Consider the following 16,604-nt stretch of genomic DNA (forward strand, 5'->3'; position numbering starts at 1 on the left):
TCACATTCACAAGCAACGTGCATGTAATACCAAGGAGAGGTAGCAGCCATGGACTGGCGTCACAACGCCGTTTGCCGCGAGGAAGACCCCGAGCTCTTCTTCCCCATCGGCAACACCGGTCCTGCGCTGCTGCAGATCGAGGAAGCCAAGGCCGTCTGCCGCCGCTGCCCCGTCATGGAGCAGTGCCTGCAGTGGGCGCTTGAGTCCGGCCAGGACTCCGGCGTCTGGGGTGGTCTCAGCGAGGACGAGCGCCGCGCCATGAAGCGCCGCGCCGCCCGCAACCGGGCCCGCCAGGCAACCGCCTGACAACCCACCCCGTAACAGCCTGAGCTTGGCGGCGCGTACAGCGAGTACGCATCTCCCGCCCCCGAGCCGCAGCGCGCAGTGCCCCCGATGCGCATAGCAACGAGCATCTGAGCCCCGGACCATCCCATGGTCCGGGGCTCATTGCTGTGCCTTGCTGTGAATCGCCGTCCATGTTCCGGCTGTTGTACAGGACTGCTGTACGGCTTGCTTGTCGGCGACGCCTTACTTGTTGGCGCGCACCGGGACGTCGAGGATCACCTGCGTGCCCCGCTCGGGCGCCGGCACCATGTCGAACGTGCCGCCCAACTCCCCCTCCACCAGCGTCCGTACGATCTGGAGGCCGAGGTTGCCCGAGCGGTGCGGGTCGAAGCCCTCGGGGAGGCCGACGCCGTCGTCCTGGACGGTGACGAGGAGGCGGGCCTCCTTGCTCGTGCCGCCGCGGACCGCCGAGACCTCGACCGTGCCGGTTTCGCCGGGCCCGAAGCCGTGTTCCAGGGCGTTCTGCAGGATCTCGGTCAGCACCATGGAGAGCGGGGTGGCGACCTCCGCGTCCAGGATGCCGAAGCGTCCGCTGCGCCGGGCGGTGACCGTGCCCGGTGAGATCTCGGCGACCATCGCGAGTACGCGGTCGGCGATCTCGTCGAACTCCACGCGTTCGTCCAGGTTCTGGGAGAGCGTCTCGTGCACGATCGCGATGGACCCGACCCGCCGTACGGCCTCCTCCAGGGCCTCGCGCCCGCGCTCCGATTCGATGCGCCGGGCCTGGAGGCGCAACAGGGCAGCCACGGTCTGGAGGTTGTTCTTGACCCGGTGGTGGATCTCCCGGATGGTCGCGTCCTTGGTGATCAACTCGCGCTCGCGGCGGCGCAGTTCGGTGACGTCCCGGAGCAGGACGAGCGAACCGATGCGGATGCCCTTGGGTTTGAGGGGGATCGCCCGGAACTGGATGACCCCGTCGCCGGACTCGATCTCGAACTCGCGCGGCGCCCACCCGCTGGCGACCTTGGCGAGCGCCTCGTCCACCGGCCCCCGGGTCGGGGCGAGTTCCGCGGTGGTCATGCCCAGGTGATGGCCGACGAGGTCGGAGGCGAGACCGAGGCGGTGGTACGCGGACAGCGCGTTCGGCGAGGCGTACTGGACGACGCCGTCGGCGTCGAGGCGGATCAGTCCGTCGCCGACGCGCGGCGAGGCGTCCATGTCGACGACCTGGTTCGAGAAGGGGAACGATCCGGCGGCGATCATCTGGGCCAGGTCGGAGGCGCTCTGGAGGTACGTCAGTTCCAGGCGGCTCGGGGTGCGGACGGTGAGGAGGTTGGTGTTGCGGGCGATGACCCCGAGGACGCGCCCTTCGCGGCGCACGGGGATCGACTCGACGCGGACAGGGACCTCTTCGCGCCATTCCGGGTCGCCCTCGCGCACGATCCGGCCCTCGTCCAGGGCGGCGTCCAGCAGAGGGCGGCGGCCACGGGGGACGAGGTGGCCGACCATGTCGTCCTGGTACGAGGTCGGGCCGGTGTTGGGCCGCATCTGGGCGACCGAGACATAGCGGGTGCCATCACGCGTGGGGACCCACAGGACGAGGTCGGCGAAGGAGAGGTCGGAGAGCAGCTGCCACTCCGACACCAGCAGATGGAGCCACTCCAGGTCGGAGTCGCTGAGCGCGGTGTGCTGGCGTACGAGTTCGTTCATGGAGGGCACGTGTGCGAGCGTACCCGGCGGTTCGGACATGGCCGGAAACCGTGGCTGAGGGAAGGCTCGGAGGGGCCCGGAAACACCCGCGGGCCGCGGCGCCTGGGAGGGACCCTCAACCCTCCCGGCACCGCAGCCCGGAGCAGCAACGGCCGTGGGGTGTGCGGTCCCAGTCGGCCGATGGATGAGGAGCCGGCGCAGTCAGGGCAGAGAGCCCCGGTTCCTCGATCCGCCTTCCTGTGCGGGGAAGACGGAGGCTCTGGTCGTACCTGCAGCTGGTTGTACCTACAGCTGATCGATCATACGTTTCTCTACGCATTGTGGACTAGACCACAGGCCGTGTCCATGCGTTGAAGAGTGTTTGTTGCTGTGTCTTCGCGAGCAGTTCGGATGCCTCAAGGCCGCCCGTTGGAACTAGTCGGACGTCCCAGGATCCACCATGCAGCCTAGCCCTGTTGGTTCATGTGCGGGGCCAGAACTCCATGGCAATTTCCGCGACCGCCTCCAGTTCCTCCCGGCTCGCGCCGTCCCGCGCCTGTTGCGACATTCCCTGAAGGATCGCCCCGGCGTACCGGGCGAGTGCGGCGGCATCGGTTCCGGCGGACAGCTCCCCCGCCGCGACATCCTCTTGCACACGGCTCTCGAAGGCGGCGATGTTCGCGTTGCGCCGCTCGCGCAGGGACGCCTCGACCTCGGGGGTCGTGCAGTTGGTGGCCGCGTGGATGACGAGACAGCCGTGCGGATGGCCGGGGTCCGTGTACTCGGCGGCGGCCTCCTTGAGCATCCGCCCGATGGCGGCCCGGGCAGTGGGTTCCTCGGCGAGGGCGCGGTCACCGAACGCCCCGTGCTTCACGCCGTACGCCTGCACGACCTCGGCGAAGAGGGACTGCTTGTCGCCGAACGCCGCGTACAGGCTCGGGGCGCCGATGCCCATGACGCGGGTGAGGTCGGAGACGCAGGTCGCCTCGTACCCGTGCTCCCAGAAGGCGAGGACCGCCTGCTCCAGCGCGGTTTCGCGGTCGAAGGAGCGGGGGCGGCCTCGCGGCTTGGGTGCGGGCGCGGCCGTGGTCGCGGGCGCGGGTGCGGCTGCCGGTGCGGACTTTTCCCTGGTCAGGGGCTCCTCGTTCACCATGGAGTGAATTCTATAGCGGGCACTAGCAAAATGCCCGCACCTCGTTGTACGGTTTTTTCTGTAGCGACCACTAGAAAAATGCGAGGGGGATGTCGGTCATGGGTGTGCTCACGGGCAGGACGGCGCTGGTCACCGGTGCGAGCAGGGGAATCGGGCGGGGAATCGCCGAGCGGTTGGGGCGGGACGGGGCTCGGGTCGCGGTGCACTACGGACGGGGCGAGGCTGCCGCCAAAGAGACGGTCGCCTCGATCGAGGCGGCGGGCGGTTCGGCGTTCACGATCGGGGTGGAGCTGGGGCGGCCGGGGGACGCCGAGGCGGTGTGGAAGGCGTTCGACGAGCGGGCGGAGGGCGTGGACATCCTGGTCAACAACGCCGGGATCGGGACGTCGGCGCCGATCGGGGAGATCGACGAGGAGGAGTACGACAGGGTCTTCGCGGTGAATGTGAAGGCGCCGTACTTCATCGCCAAGCACGGCCTCGACCGGCTGCGGGACGGCGGGCGGGTCATCAACATCTCGTCGGGCCTGGCCCGCTCCGCCGGGATGCCGGACCTCACGGCGTACTCCATGACCAAGGGCGCACTGGACGTCCTCAGCCGGGACCTGTCCAAGCTGCTGGGCAGCCGGGGGATCACGGTGAACTCGGTCGCCCCGGGAATCATCGACACGGACAACACGGCCGAGCTGCTGCACTCGACCGAGAGCGCGTGGGCGGAGGCGGCGGCGATATCGGCGCTGGGACGGGTGGGAGCGCCGGCGGATGTGGCGGACGTGGTCGCGTTTCTCGCGTCGGACGGAGGGCGGTGGGTGACCGGGAGCTGGGTGCATGTGACGGGAGGTTCACTGACGTAGGACCTGGGCCGACATGACATAGGACCTGGGCCGGGGAACCCCGTTCTGTTAGATTGGTCTAAACCACACGGTTCCCCTATGTCCCCCTCCAGGTCTCGGTCGGGTCCTCTACTGAAGACCTCTACCGAAGACTTACGTCGTCACTCCAGATCGGCAGGCCCAGCGTGGAAGTTGTCATCGTTCCGGACGCCAAGGCGGGTGGCGAGCTGATCGCCGGGGCCATGGCACAGCTGCTCCGGCACAAGCCGACCGCCCTGCTCGGCGTGGCCACCGGCTCGACCCCGCTGCCCATCTACCAGGCGCTCGCGGCACAGGTGAGTTCCGGTGCCGTGGAGGTGTCCCGAGCACGAATAGCCCAGCTCGACGAGTACGTGGGGCTGCCGGCCGAGCATCCGGAGTCGTACCGTTCGGTGCTGCGGCGCGAGGTGCTGGAGCCGCTCGGGATCGGGATGGACGCGTTCATGGGGCCCGACGGGACCGCCGAGGACGTGCGGGGGGCGTGCGAGGCGTACGACAGGGCGCTGGCCGAAGCCGGCGGGGTCGACCTCCAGTTGCTGGGGATCGGGACCGACGGGCACATCGGGTTCAACGAGCCGTGTTCCTCGCTCGCCTCGCGGACCCGGATCAAGACGTTGACCGAGCAGACGCGGATCGACAACGCGCGGTTCTTCGACGGGGACATCGGGCAGGTTCCGCACCATGTGATCACGCAGGGCATCGGGACGATTCTGGAAGCGCGGCATCTGGTGCTGCTGGCGACGGGCGAGGGTAAGGCTGATGCCGTCGCGGCGACTGTGGAGGGGCCTGTTGCTGCGGTGTGCCCGGCGTCGGCGCTGCAGTTGCATCCGCATGCGACTGTGGTTGTCGATGAGGGGGCGGCTTCCAAGTTGAAGTTCGCTGATTACTTCCGGCACACCTTTGTCAACAAGCCTGACTGGCAAGGGATCTAGAGGGATCTAGGGATCTGAGCGTCTGCCGGGTTCGGTTGTTTGTCGGCTGACGGTTCGTTGTGGCTTGTCGCGCCCACGCGGCGGAGCCGCAAATGTCACAGCCCCGCGCCCCTAAAAGACAAAAGCGGCGCCGGGCCCCCGTTGAGAGGGACCGGCGCCTGTGTCGTCGTACGGCTACTCCCCCGCGATGAACTCCGCCGCCGCCTGGCCGCAGACTCTGGCTGCGCCGTGGGTTGCGAGGTGGAGGGGGCCTCGGTGGGGGGACTGGGGGACGCCCATCTCCACGACGATCGTGTCGGGGCGGGCGGTGAGGAGGGTGTCGAGGGCGGCCGACATCCAGGGGTGGCGGTGTTCGTCGCGGACCACGGCGACGATGCGGCTCGGGCCCGCCTCGGTCAGGGCCGCGTGGCCCGCGTCCTCGCCGGTGAAGGTGCCGGTGCGGGTGCCGGGGAGGAGGCGTACCAGTTCGGCTGCCACACCCCACGGGGTCTCGTCGCCGACGGCGAAGTTCGCGACGGGGGTGAAGGCGGCCACGTACGGGGGTTCCCGGAGGGGTTCATAGGGCTCGGAGTGCGTTGCCTTCAGGGCGCGGCGGGCCGCTGAGAGGCCCACGTCCGTGGCGGCCGTGTCGGAGGGCTGTGGTGCCGAGGCCGTCCAGCGGGACAGGGTCCGGACGCGTTCCGCCGCGTCCGCCAGGCGTTCTTCCGGGAGTTCGCCGGTGCGGACGGCATTGATCAGGGCGTCGCGCAGGCTGCGTACCGTCTCGTCGTCCGCGAGGCCGCCGCCCACACAGATCGCGTCGGCGCCGGCGGCGATGGCGAGGACGCTGCCGCGTTCGATGCCGTAGGTGCCCGCGATGGCCTGCATCTCCATGCCGTCGGTGACGATCAGGCCGGTGTAGCCGAGTTCGCCGCGGAGGAGGTCGGTGAGGACGGGGTGGGAAAGGGTGGCCGGGTGGTCGGGGTCGAGGGAGGGGATCAGGATGTGGGCGCTCATCACTGCCCTGGTGCCGGCTGCGATCGCGGCACGGAAAGGGGCGAGTTCACGGTCGAGCACTATCGAGCGGCTCGCGTCGATGCGGGGGAGGGCGTGGTGGGAGTCGACCGCTGTGTCGCCGTGGCCCGGGAAGTGCTTTGTGCAGGCGGCGACGCCCGCGTTCTGGAGACCGGTGACGTAGGCGGCGGTGTGACGGGCGACCAGTTCCGGGTCGGCGCCGAAGGAGCGGACGCCGATGACGGGGTTGGCGGGGTTGGAGTTGACGTCGGCGGAGGGGGCCCAGTTGAGGTTGACCCCGCAGACGCGGAGGCGGTGGCCGAGTTCGTGTGCCACCTCCCGGGTCAGCTGGACGTCGTCGATCGCGCCGAGGGCGTGGTTGCCGGGGAAGGAGGAGCCGGAGCGGACCTCCAGGCGGGTGACGTCGCCGCCCTCCTCGTCGATCGCGACCAGGACGTCGTCGCGTTCGGCGCGCAACTGGGCGGTGAGGGCGGCCAGTTGGGCGGGGGAAGCGATGTTGCGGCCGAACAGGCCCACGGAGGCGAGGCCTTCGCCGAGGCGGCGCAGCAGCCAGTCGGGGGCGGTGGTGCCGGGGAAGCCGGGCTGGAGGACGGTGAGCGCGTCGCGGGTCAGGGTGTCGGGGCGGCGGGCGAGTGTCGTCATCGGGTGGGGTTATCCCTTCACGGCGCCCGCGGTCAGGCCCGCGGCCATCTTGCGCTGGACGAGGAGGAAGAGGACGACGATCGGTACGGCCATCATCGTGGAACCGGCCATCATCGGGGCGTACTCGGTGCCGTGCTTGGTGGTGAAGTTGCCGAGCCAGACGGTGGCGGTCTGGTTCTTCTGGCTCATCAGCATCAGGGCGTAGAGGTACTCGTTCCAGGCCTGGATGAAGCCGTAGACCGAGGTGGCGACCAGGCCGGGGGCCAGGAGGGGGAAGACCACGCGGAGGAAGGCGGTGGTGCGGGAGCAGCCGTCGACCATTGCGGCCTCCTCCAGCTCCTTCGGGATGTTGACGATGAAGCCGCGCAGGGTCCACACCGTGAACGGAAGGATGAAGGTGAGGTAGGTGATGATCAGGCCGGTCAGCCGGTCGTACTGGCCGAGGTCGTTGAGAAGCAGGAACACGGGGATGATCATCGCGACCAGGGGGACCATCTGCACGGCCAAAATGCCGACGATGACGACCTTTCGGCCGCGGAAGGCGAAGCGCGAGATGGCGAGGGCCGCCAGCATGCCGACGATGATGCCGATCACGACCACCGTGAGGGACACGATGAGGCTGCGGCCGACCGGGCCCCAGAAGTCGGCGATGTTCAGCGCGCGGCGGAAGTTGTCGAGGGTGAAGCCGGTCGGCAGCAGGCTCGGGTCGGGGTCGATCGCGTCCTTCGCCGGTTTGAACGCCGTGTTCAGCATCCAGTAGACGGGGAAGCCGGCCGTCAGGAAGACGAACAGGCCCAGCAGGTTCCAGCCGGCCTTCGACTTCCGGGGCCTCGGGGTCTGTTCGGCCTTCCGGGGCATGGAGGGGGCGGCCGCGCTCATGCCGGTCATTCGACGTCTCCGATCTTCAGCATCTGGCGCATGTAGACGGCGACGACTCCGAGCAGCAGCACCACGGTGAGCAGGGCGATCGCCGAGCCCTGGGCGTAGTCGTTGACGGCGAAGGCACGGTCGTAGGAGTAGGTGGTCAGGAGCTGGAACTCGGCCTCGGGGTGGCCGTTGCGCATCACGAACACCTGGGGAAAGACGCCCATGTCCCAGATCACGGACAGGGTCGTGAGCATCACGACGATCGGCTTGAGGATGGGGAGGGTGACATAACGAAAGACGCCCCAGGCGCCCGCGCCGTCGAGCCGGGCCGCCTCCTCCAGTTCCTTCGGGACCTGGGTCAGCCCCGCGCCGAGCGTGATGACGACGAACGGCACCGCGCCCCAGACCACGAGCAGCATGATCACGGCCAGGCCCTGCGGTCCGCTCGCGAACCAGTTGTGGCCGATCATCTCGACGCCGGGCAGCTTGCTCAGCAGCGCGTTGATGATTCCGTAGTCGGAGTCGAACAGCCACTTGAAGACAGTGGTCGCCACGATGATGGGCATGCCCCAACTGGCCACCAGGACAATGTTGATGAGCGTCTTCATCCAGCCGCTCACCCGCTGGAGCAGCAGGGCGATCAGCATGCCGATGACCATCGTGAAGACGACGCAGCCGACGGCGAAGACGATCGTGCGGACGACGACGTCCCAGAACTCGCTGTCGCCGAGCACGGTGCTGAAGTTGTCGAAGCCCACCGACTCGGCGGGCTGGAAGCCCCACAGCTGGGACTGCCCGAACTTCTGGAAGGACAGGGTGACCAGACGAACGAGGGGATAGCCGAGGACCAGCGCGAGGATCAGCAGACAGGGGGCCAGCAGGGCCCACGGAATCGCGGCGGCGCCCTTGGCCGTCCGCTTTCTCCGTGGGGTGTCCGGGCCGCCGGTCTGCGGTGATGGTGGCGCCTGCCGTGTCGACGGCGGCAGTTTGGCAGGGGTGGTCGTATCAGCGGCAGTCATCCGCGCGCTCCTCAGCGGTCCCTCAGGTCGTACGGTCGTGGCGGTCGTTGCGGTCGTTGCGGTCGTCCAGGTCCTGCGTGTGTCGAGCAGGTTCTGCCTGTGTCAGCAAGTCCTGTGTGTGGCGAGCAGGTCCGGCGTACGGCGAGCGAGCGGGGCCCTCCCGAGACAGGGCCCCGCCTCGGCTCACTTGACGTTGATGATCTTGTCGATCGCCGCGTCCGCTTCCTTCGCGGCCTCCTCGACCGTCTTCTTGCCGGTGCCGATGCTCTGCAGCATCGTCTGGAGGATCTGGGCCTTCTCGACCTGGCCCCAGCCCGGTGCCATCGGCACGAACCAGTTGGACTCGGCCGCCGTGGCCGGGACCGCCGTCGCCGGGTCGTTCTTCAGGGTGGCGAGGTCGGTCTTGTTGTTGGGCAGGTTGCCCTTGGCCATCAGGCCCTTCTGGCCGCTCGCACCGGTGTAGGCGTCGATCCACTCGGCGGCGACCGTCTGGGCGTCCGACTTCACCGGGACGGCGAGGTCCGAACCGCCCAGGAACACCGGCATGTTCTTGCCGGACGGGCCGGGCATGACGAAGTTCTCCAGGTTGCCCTTGAGCTTGCCGGTCTTGTCGTTCTCCGGCGCCTCGGCGGTCGCACCCTCCCAGGCGGCGGCGAAGATCATGCTGGTCTTGCCCTGGCCGTAGACGATGTAGCGGTCGGACTCGTCCTTGGTCTTGTCACCGTGCATGTACTTGTCGATGACGTTCTTGAACTCCGTGAGGCCCTTGACGGAGTCCGGCGAGGAGAGGTTCGCCTTCCATTCGCCGCCCGACTCCTCGGCGATCGAGCCGCCGGCGTCGTAGACGAAGGACATGGCGGCGTACCAGTCGCGGGTGGGCTGGTACCAGGCGTTGTACTTGTCGCCCTCCTTGCTCTGGATCTTGTCCAGGGCGGAGGTGAGTTCGGCGTACGTCGTCGGCACGGACTTGACGCCGACCGAAGCGGCCACGTCCTTGCGCCAGTTGGCGACACGGCCACCGGCGTAGTAGGGGACGCCGTACGTCTTGCCCTCGTAGGTGACGGAGGCCTTGAGGCCGTCGAGCCAGGCGGCCGAGTTCTCGAACTTCGCCGGGTCGACGGGGGCGAAGGCACCCTTGACCATGTAGCTGAGCATCTCGGTGTTGCCCATCTCGACCACGTCGGGCGCCTTGTCGGTGGCGAGGACGGCGTCGAGCTTGGCGTTCTTGTCGGGCCAGCCGTAGTACTCGTGGTTGATCTTGATGCCGGGGTGCTTCTTCGTCAGCGCGGCATCGGCGGCCTTCACCAGCTCGGGCCAGTTGTTCTGCGCGTCCACGGTCAGCCAGACGGTCAGTTCCTTGGCGTCGGCGCCGGTGTTGTCCGAGCTTCCGCTGTCACTGTCCCCGCATGCCGCGATGGAGACCATCATGCCCGCGATACCGATCGCGGCTATCAGCTTGCGCTTCACGCCACCCTCCTCAGGGACCTGGACCAATGGTGTAGACCAGTAGGCGGAGCTTGGCTCAGACCAAACAACGTGTCAAGGGTGCGGGAACGCCTTTGACCAGCCGTTATGCGACCTACATATGCAGGAACCTTTAAGTAAGAAGGTGGCGGAAATACCCTGCACACGCGTCCGGTTCGAGGTAGACCACTCCGAGGGAACAGTGGGACGCGATGTGCGCACGGGTTTCCGTACGGTGGACTAGACCAGCGAGGGGCGTGAAGGTATACAGAGGGGATCACGGAGCGCGCGCGGGTCCGACGAGACCATTCACAGGTCAATCGGGGCGTGAGCCGTGCCACGATGTGAACTTGGACCGGCGGGACGCCGGCCCTAGCGGCACCAGGAGCCGGGAAGGCGGAGCATGAGCACCGACGTGAGCAGTGCGGAGAACGAGGGTGGGGCTACCGTCCGTACCGCGCGCGTGCCCAAGTACTACCGTCTGAAGAAGCATCTGCTCGATATGACGGAGACCCAGGCACCCGGCACGCCGGTCCCGCCCGAGCGCACGCTGGCGGCGGAGTTCGACACCTCCCGTACGACCGTCCGCCAGGCCCTTCAGGAACTGGTCGTCGAGGGCCGGCTCGAACGCATCCAGGGCAAGGGCACGTTCGTCGCCAAGCCGAAGGTCTCGCAGGCGCTGCAGCTCACCTCGTACACCGAGGACATGCGTGCCCAGGGCCTCGAACCCACCTCGCAGCTCCTCGACATCGGCTACATCACCGCCGACGACACCCTCGCCCAGCTGCTCGACATCACGGCGGGCGGGCGGGTTCTTCGTATCGAGCGGCTGCGGATGGCCAACGGCGAGCCGATGGCCATAGAGACCACCCATCTGTCGGCGAAGCGGTTTCCGGCGTTGCGCCGGTCGCTCGTGAAGTACACGTCCCTGTACACGGCTCTCGCCGAGGTGTACGACGTGCATCTCGCGGAGGCGGAGGAGACGATCGAGACGTCTCTCGCCACTCCTCGTGAGGCGGGGCTGCTCGGTACGGATGTGGGGTTGCCGATGCTGATGCTGTCGCGGCATTCGCTGGACAAGGATGAGCAGCCTGTGGAGTGGGTGCGGTCTGTTTATCGGGGGGATCGGTACAAGTTCGTTGCTCGGCTCAAGCGGCCTATTGATTAGGGGCTTGAAGGTGCGTGGGCGGGTGCGGGTTCGTTGTGGCTGGTCGCGCCCCGCGGCGGAGCCGCAAGTAGACACAGCCCCGCGCCCCTGACACCTGCACGCGGTGTAGCGCTGTCCCCCATCCCGCACTACCGTCCTTGCGTCATCGCATGGACGGGAGGACGACCCGGTGCGCACTGCGAACACTCGAACCATCGTCATCTGGACCCTCGTCGCGCTGGTGGGCGCGGCCGGCTGGTCCGTGCTCGCGCTGGCGCGCGGCGAGGAGGTCTCGGCCGCGTGGATGGTCGCGGCGGCCCTCGGCTCGTACGCCGTCGCCTATCGCTTCTACTCGAAGTTCATCGCGTACAAAGTGCTCAAGGTCGACAAGACCCGGGCCACCCCCGCCGAACGCCTCAACAACGGCATCGACTTCCATCCGACCGACCGGCGTGTGCTGCTCGGTCACCACTTCGCCGCCATCGCGGGCGCCGGTCCGCTGGTCGGGCCCGTACTGGCCGCGCAGATGGGGTACCTGCCCGGCACGATCTGGATCATCGTGGGCGTCATCTTCGCGGGCGCCGTCCAGGACATGGTCGTGCTGTTCTTCTCCACGCGCCGCGACGGACGCTCGCTCGGGCAGATGGCCCGGGAGGAGATCGGGCCGGTCGGCGGGGCGGCGGCACTGGTCGCCGCGTTCGCCATCATGATCATCCTCCTTGGCGTGCTGGCCCTCGTCGTGGTGAACGCCCTGGCCGCCTCGCCCTGGGGCACCTTCTCCATCGGCATGACGATCCCCATTGCTCTGCTGATGGGCTTCTATCTGCGCGTCCTGCGGCCGGGGCGGGTCACCGAGGTCTCGCTGATCGGTGTGGCGCTGCTGCTGCTCGCGCTGGTCGCCGGGCGCTGGGTCGCCGAGTCGTCGTGGGCCGACACCTTCACCCTCGCGCCCTCGACGCTGGTCGTCTGGCTGGTGGCGTACGGGTTCATCGCGTCGATCCTGCCGGTGTGGATGCTGCTCGCCCCGCGCGACTACCTCTCCACCTTCATGAAGATCGGCACGATCGGGCTGCTGGCACTGGGCGTTCTCGTCACGCTGCCCACGCTGAAGATGGACCCGGTCACCGACTTCGCCTCGCGCGGCGACGGGCCCGTCTTCGCGGGTTCGCTCTTCCCGTTCGTGTTCATCACCATCGCCTGCGGGGCGCTCTCCGGCTTCCACTCCCTCATCTCCTCCGGTACGACGCCGAAGATGATCCAGAAGGAGACGCAGGTCCGGATGATCGGGTACGGCTCCATGCTGATGGAGTCGTCCGTCGCCGTGATGGCGCTGATCGCCGCCTCCGTCATCGACCCGGGGCTGTACTTCGCGATGAACGCGCCCGCCGGGGTCATCGGCACCAGCGTGCAGTCGGCGTCGGAGGCGGTCGCGAACCTCGGGTACACGATCTCGCCGGACGCGCTGGCCAAGGCGGCCGAACAGGTCGAGGAGGCAAGCCTGTTGTCGCGTACGGGCGGTGCGCCGACCCTCGCGGTCGGGGTCTCGGAGATCTTCGCCAAGGTGACCGGGGACGGGCTGCGCGCGTTCTGGTATCACTTCGCGATCATGTTCGAGGCGCTGTTCATCCTGACCGCGCTGGACGCGGGCACCCGCGTGGGCCGGTTCATGCTCCAGGACATGCTGGGCAACCTCTACAAGCCCTTCAAGAACGTGAGTTGGAAGCCCGGGCTCGTCATCACCAGCGCGATCGTGTGCACGCTCTGGGGCTACTTCCTCTGGGTCGGCGTGCACGAACCTCTCGGCGGGATCAACCAGCTCTTCCCGATCTTCGGCATCTCCAACCAGCTGCTCGCGGCGGTCGCGCTGGCGGTGTGCACGACGCTGCTGGTGAAGTCCGGACGCCTCAAGTGGGCCTGGATCACCGGGATTCCGCTCGCCTGGGACGCGACGGTGACCCTCACTGCCAGCTGGCAGAAGGTGTTCTCCAGCGATCCGCGCGTCGGCTTCTTCAAGCAGCGGTCCGTCTACCAGGACGGCATCGACCGGGGCGAGGTCCTCGCGCCGGCCAAGAGCATGGACGACATGCACACCATCGTCACCAACTCGACGGTGGACGGCATCCTGGCGGCCGTACTGGCGATCCTGATCGTCGTCGTGATCGTGGACGCGGCCCGGGTCTGCGTCCGGCATGTGCGCCGGCCCGCCCTCTCCACGCTGAGCGAGGCGGCGTACGTGGAGTCGAAGATCGTCGCTCCGGCCGGGCTGATCCCGACCAGGGAGGAGCGCGAGGAGGAGAGGGAGGAGGAGCGCCGTGCGGTCGTCGGCAGTGCTGCGCCGGGCTCGTCGGGCGATTAGGGGGGTGCGCTCGTACGTACGGGAACTGACCGACGAGTCGGCGTACGAGCGGTATGTCGCGCATGTCCGGGAGGGGCACGGGAAGGAACCGGTGCCCACCCGGCGGGAGTTCGAGCGGATGCGTACGGACCGACAGGAAAGGGACCCCCGGCAGGGGTTCCGCTGCTGCTGATATCCGTTATGCGGACGGGGGTTCCATAAAGCGAAAGCGTCCCCTAGATTTCCTGCGCGTTGCACAAGTGATCACAGGGAATCGGTGAGGGGACGGAGCCGCGACATGCCAGAAGCGCCTGAAGTGAGACAACCAGGGGGAGAGCAACCGGTGGTGACACCGGTTCGTGTCGTCATCGGGCTCTGCCTCTTCGTGCCTTTCGTGGCCATGCTGTGGGTCGGCTCGTACGCGAGGATCGAACCGACCCTCATCGGCATACCGTTCTTCTACTGGTACCAGATGCTGTGGGTGGTCATATCCACCGCGCTGACGATGACCGCGTACCAGCTCTGGCAGCGTGACCAGCGTGCCCGCAAGGCGTCGGCCCAGGGCGGGGGTGCGTCCGCGTGAACGACGGCGTGAACGGCGTGGCACTCGCCGTCTTCATCATCTTCTTCCTGGCCGTCACGGTCGTCGGCTTCATGGCCGCGCGCTGGCGCAAGGCCGAGAACGAGAACAGCCTCGACGAATGGGGCCTGGGCGGCCGGTCGTTCGGCACCTGGGTCACCTGGTTCCTGCTCGGCGGCGACCTGTACACGGCGTACACCTTCGTGGCCGTACCGGCGGCGATCTACGCGGCGGGCGCGGCCGGCTTCTTCGCGGTGCCCTACACGATCCTCATCTACCCGCTGATGTTCGTGTTCCTGCCCCGCCTGTGGTCGGTCTCGCACAAGCACGGGTACGTCACCACCTCGGACTTCGTGCGCGGCCGGTTCGGCTCGAAGGGGCTGTCGCTGGCGGTCGCCGTCACCGGGATCCTGGCGACGATGCCGTACATCGCGCTCCAGCTGGTCGGCATCCAGGCCGTACTGGACGTGATGGGCGTCGGCGGTGGCGAGGACACCAACTGGTTCGTCAAGGACCTGCCGCTGCTGATCGCCTTCGGTGTGCTGGCCGCGTACACGTACTCGTCGGGGCTGCGGGCGCCCGCGCTGATCGCGTTCGTGAAGGACGCGCTGATCTACCTCGTCATCGGGGTCGCGATCATCTACATCCCGATCAAGCTGGGCGGCTTCGACGAGATCTTCAAGGCCGCGGGCGACGCCTTCTCCCAGACCAACCCGGCGACCGGCAACCCACGCGGCGCGCTCGCTCCCGGCGAGGCCTCGCAGTGGACGTACGCCACGCTGGCGCTCGGCTCGGCGCTCGCGCTGTTCATGTACCCGCACAGCGTGACGGCGGTGCTGTCCAGCCGCAGCCGTGACGTGATCCGCCGCAACTCCACGATCCTGCCCCTGTATTCGCTGATGCTGGGCCTGCTCGGGCTGTTGGGCTTCATGGCGATCGCGGCCGGAATCAAGGTCACCAACGGGCAGTTGGCGATCCCGCAGCTGTTCGAGAACATGTTCCCGGCCTGGTTCGCGGGCGTGGCCTTCGCGGCGATCGGCATCGGGGCGCTCGTCCCGGCGGCCATCATGTCCATCGCGGCGGCGAACCTGTTCACCCGGAACATCTACAAGGACTTCCTCAAGCCCGACGCGACACCGGAGCAGGAGACGAAGGTCTCCAAGCTGGTCTCGCTGGTGGTGAAGGTGGGCGCGCTGGTCTTCGTCCTGACCATGGACAAGACGGTCGCGATCAACTTCCAGCTGCTGGGCGGCATCTGGATCCTGCAGACGTTCCCGGCCCTGGTCGGCGGCCTGTTCACCCGCTGGATGCACCGCTGGGCCCTGCTGGCCGGCTGGGCGGTCGGCATGCTGTACGGCACGCTGGCGGCGTACGGGGTCGCTTCTCCGACGCAGAAGCACTTCGGGGGTAGTTCGAAGGAGATTCCGGGGATCGGGGAGATCGGGTACATCGGGCTGACGGCGTTCGTGCTGAACGTGGTCGTGACGGTGGTGCTGACGTTCGTGTTGAAGGCGCTGAAGGCGCCGGAGGGCTTGGACGAGACGAAGGCGTCGGACTACACGGCGGATGCGGGTGATCCGGGGGTGGTGGTGGAGTTGCCGCCGGCTACTGCGGGGGCCGTGCACTGACGGCTCCGCCGGGTGCGTAGTTCGTTTGCCGCGGGCCGGTGGGGGCTTGTCGCGCAGTTCCCCGCGCCCCTTAAGGGGCGCGACAGCGCACGCGACTTCACCGGAACCGCCCATGCGACGGGGCGCGACGGCGGGCCGCCGGTCAGAATCCGGCGGCCCGTTGTCGTACCCCTCCGGCACACTCCACTCATGGACATCTTGATCAGGGAGGCCCTTCCCGAGGAGTACGAGGTGCTCGGGGAGATCACCGCGCAGGCCTATCTCGGGGACGGGCTGCTCGACTTCGGGGAGAGTGACGGGTATCTCGTCGAGCTGCGGGACGTCGGGAAGCGTGCCGCCGCTGCCGAGGTGCTGGTGGCGGTCGCCGACGGGCGGCTGCTCGGCGGCGTGACCTTCGTGCCGGCCGGCGGACCCATGTCCGACATCGCGCGCGAGGGCGAGGCCGAGATACGGATGCTGGCGGTCGCGGGGGAAGCACGCGGCCGGGGTGCCGGGGAGGCGCTCGTGCGGGCCTGCGTCGAGCGCGCACGGGCCGTCGAGGGGTGCGTGCGCGTCGTCCTGTCGACCCAGAGCACCATGCGCGCCGCGCACCGGATCTACGGGCGCCTGGGCTTCGTACGCGCCCCGGAGCGCGACTGGAAGCCGATTCCCGACCTCGACCTGAGCCTGCTCGCCTACGAGCTGACGCTCTGACAGCACCGGTCCCTCAACCCTCCGAAGCCGACACGACACAACATGTGGGGGTGCTTCCAGGGCCCGGCACAAGATGTATGCTCATGCTCGCTGTCGCCGCAGGGGAATCCGGTGCGAATCCGGAACTGTCCCGCAACGGTGTACACGCGTGCATTCGTGCCCTCTTGCGGCTGTGCGCGTGTCCAGTCCGAGGACCTGCCGACGGTGTGCCCGGCCGACCGGTCCGGGCGCCTGACGTCCGGGCCTCGTGGAGTGGGCCGGTGGACGCGCGCGTACCCGTAAGGCGT

15 protein-coding genes and 1 riboswitch are annotated in these 16,604 nt (G+C 68.1%); of the genes, 9 read left to right on the top strand and 6 right to left on the bottom strand.

From position 1 onward, the window contains the following. The first annotated feature begins 48 nt into the window (after window positions 1-48). Window positions 49-306: a WhiB family transcriptional regulator gene (locus ACWDR4_RS10580; RefSeq protein WP_006380970.1), complete on the top strand. Its 258-nt coding sequence runs from the start codon at window positions 49-51 to the stop codon at window positions 304-306. Window positions 307-528: 222 nt separating this feature from the next. Here ACWDR4_RS10580 and ACWDR4_RS10585 read toward each other — a convergent pair whose 3' ends face one another. Further along, the gene (locus ACWDR4_RS10585) at window positions 529-2,004 is read right to left on the bottom strand and encodes a sensor histidine kinase (protein WP_450406527.1); all 1,476 of its coding nucleotides are present in this window, start codon (window positions 2,002-2,004) and stop codon (window positions 529-531) included. 451 nt (window positions 2,005-2,455) lie between these two features. Next, complete coding sequence (locus ACWDR4_RS10590; protein WP_450406529.1) at window positions 2,456-3,127, bottom strand: TetR/AcrR family transcriptional regulator; 672 nt, start codon at window positions 3,125-3,127, stop codon at window positions 2,456-2,458. A gap of 98 nt (window positions 3,128-3,225) precedes the next feature. On the opposite strand from ACWDR4_RS10590, the gene ACWDR4_RS10595 reads away from it, so the two are divergent. Both ACWDR4_RS10595 and nagB read left to right on the top strand, forming a co-directional pair. After that, window positions 3,226-3,978, top strand: a complete 753-nt coding sequence (locus ACWDR4_RS10595) for an SDR family oxidoreductase (protein WP_450406530.1) — start codon at window positions 3,226-3,228, stop codon at window positions 3,976-3,978. Between the two features lie 164 nt (window positions 3,979-4,142). Next, window positions 4,143-4,928, top strand: a complete 786-nt coding sequence (gene nagB, locus ACWDR4_RS10600; RefSeq protein WP_450406533.1) for a glucosamine-6-phosphate deaminase — start codon at window positions 4,143-4,145, stop codon at window positions 4,926-4,928. A gap of 174 nt (window positions 4,929-5,102) precedes the next feature. Here the strand turns inward: nagB and ACWDR4_RS10605 are convergent, their stop codons facing one another. The 4 genes from ACWDR4_RS10605 to ACWDR4_RS10620 all read right to left on the bottom strand — a co-directional run bounded on the left by ACWDR4_RS10605 (window position 5,103) and on the right by ACWDR4_RS10620 (window position 9,937). Further along, window positions 5,103-6,584 (bottom strand): glycoside hydrolase family 3 protein, encoded by a 1,482-nt coding sequence (locus tag ACWDR4_RS10605; protein WP_450406535.1) that lies wholly within the window; start codon window positions 6,582-6,584, stop codon window positions 5,103-5,105. Between the two features lie 9 nt (window positions 6,585-6,593). After that, window positions 6,594-7,472 (bottom strand): carbohydrate ABC transporter permease, encoded by an 879-nt coding sequence (locus ACWDR4_RS10610; protein WP_450406538.1) that lies wholly within the window; start codon window positions 7,470-7,472, stop codon window positions 6,594-6,596. Further along, window positions 7,469-8,470 (bottom strand): carbohydrate ABC transporter permease, encoded by a 1,002-nt coding sequence (locus ACWDR4_RS10615; protein WP_450406539.1) that lies wholly within the window; start codon window positions 8,468-8,470, stop codon window positions 7,469-7,471. The genes ACWDR4_RS10610 and ACWDR4_RS10615 overlap by 4 nt, the downstream gene beginning before the upstream one ends. A 183-nt stretch (window positions 8,471-8,653) precedes the next feature. Continuing rightward, window positions 8,654-9,937, bottom strand: a complete 1,284-nt coding sequence (locus ACWDR4_RS10620; RefSeq protein WP_450406542.1) for an extracellular solute-binding protein — start codon at window positions 9,935-9,937, stop codon at window positions 8,654-8,656. A gap of 400 nt (window positions 9,938-10,337) precedes the next feature. On the opposite strand from ACWDR4_RS10620, the gene ACWDR4_RS10625 reads away from it, so the two are divergent. The 6 genes from ACWDR4_RS10625 to ACWDR4_RS10650 all read left to right on the top strand — a co-directional run bounded on the left by ACWDR4_RS10625 (window position 10,338) and on the right by ACWDR4_RS10650 (window position 16,317). Further along, the gene (locus tag ACWDR4_RS10625; protein ID WP_450406544.1) at window positions 10,338-11,102 is read left to right on the top strand and encodes a GntR family transcriptional regulator; all 765 of its coding nucleotides are present in this window, start codon (window positions 10,338-10,340) and stop codon (window positions 11,100-11,102) included. Between the two features lie 169 nt (window positions 11,103-11,271). After that, window positions 11,272-13,437, top strand: coding sequence for a carbon starvation CstA family protein (locus ACWDR4_RS10630; protein WP_450406546.1), 2,166 nt, complete (start codon window positions 11,272-11,274; stop codon window positions 13,435-13,437). Continuing rightward, entirely contained in the window at window positions 13,412-13,609 is a 198-nt protein-coding gene (locus tag ACWDR4_RS10635) for a YbdD/YjiX family protein (RefSeq protein ID WP_450406652.1), read from the top strand. The genes ACWDR4_RS10630 and ACWDR4_RS10635 overlap by 26 nt, the downstream gene beginning before the upstream one ends. A gap of 105 nt (window positions 13,610-13,714) precedes the next feature. Continuing rightward, the gene (locus ACWDR4_RS10640) at window positions 13,715-13,999 is read left to right on the top strand and encodes a DUF3311 domain-containing protein (protein ID WP_450406548.1); all 285 of its coding nucleotides are present in this window, start codon (window positions 13,715-13,717) and stop codon (window positions 13,997-13,999) included. Further along, window positions 13,996-15,624 (top strand): monocarboxylate uptake permease MctP, encoded by a 1,629-nt coding sequence (gene mctP / locus ACWDR4_RS10645; protein WP_450406550.1) that lies wholly within the window; start codon window positions 13,996-13,998, stop codon window positions 15,622-15,624. The genes ACWDR4_RS10640 and mctP overlap by 4 nt, the downstream gene beginning before the upstream one ends. A gap of 189 nt (window positions 15,625-15,813) precedes the next feature. Beyond that, window positions 15,814-16,317: a GNAT family N-acetyltransferase gene (locus ACWDR4_RS10650; RefSeq protein ID WP_450406552.1), complete on the top strand. Its 504-nt coding sequence runs from the start codon at window positions 15,814-15,816 to the stop codon at window positions 16,315-16,317. Between the two features lie 77 nt (window positions 16,318-16,394). After that, a riboswitch (cobalamin riboswitch) is annotated at window positions 16,395-16,534 on the top strand. Window positions 16,535-16,604: the final 70 nt, after the last annotated feature.

This window comes from Streptomyces sp. NPDC000878, assembly GCF_053599695.1.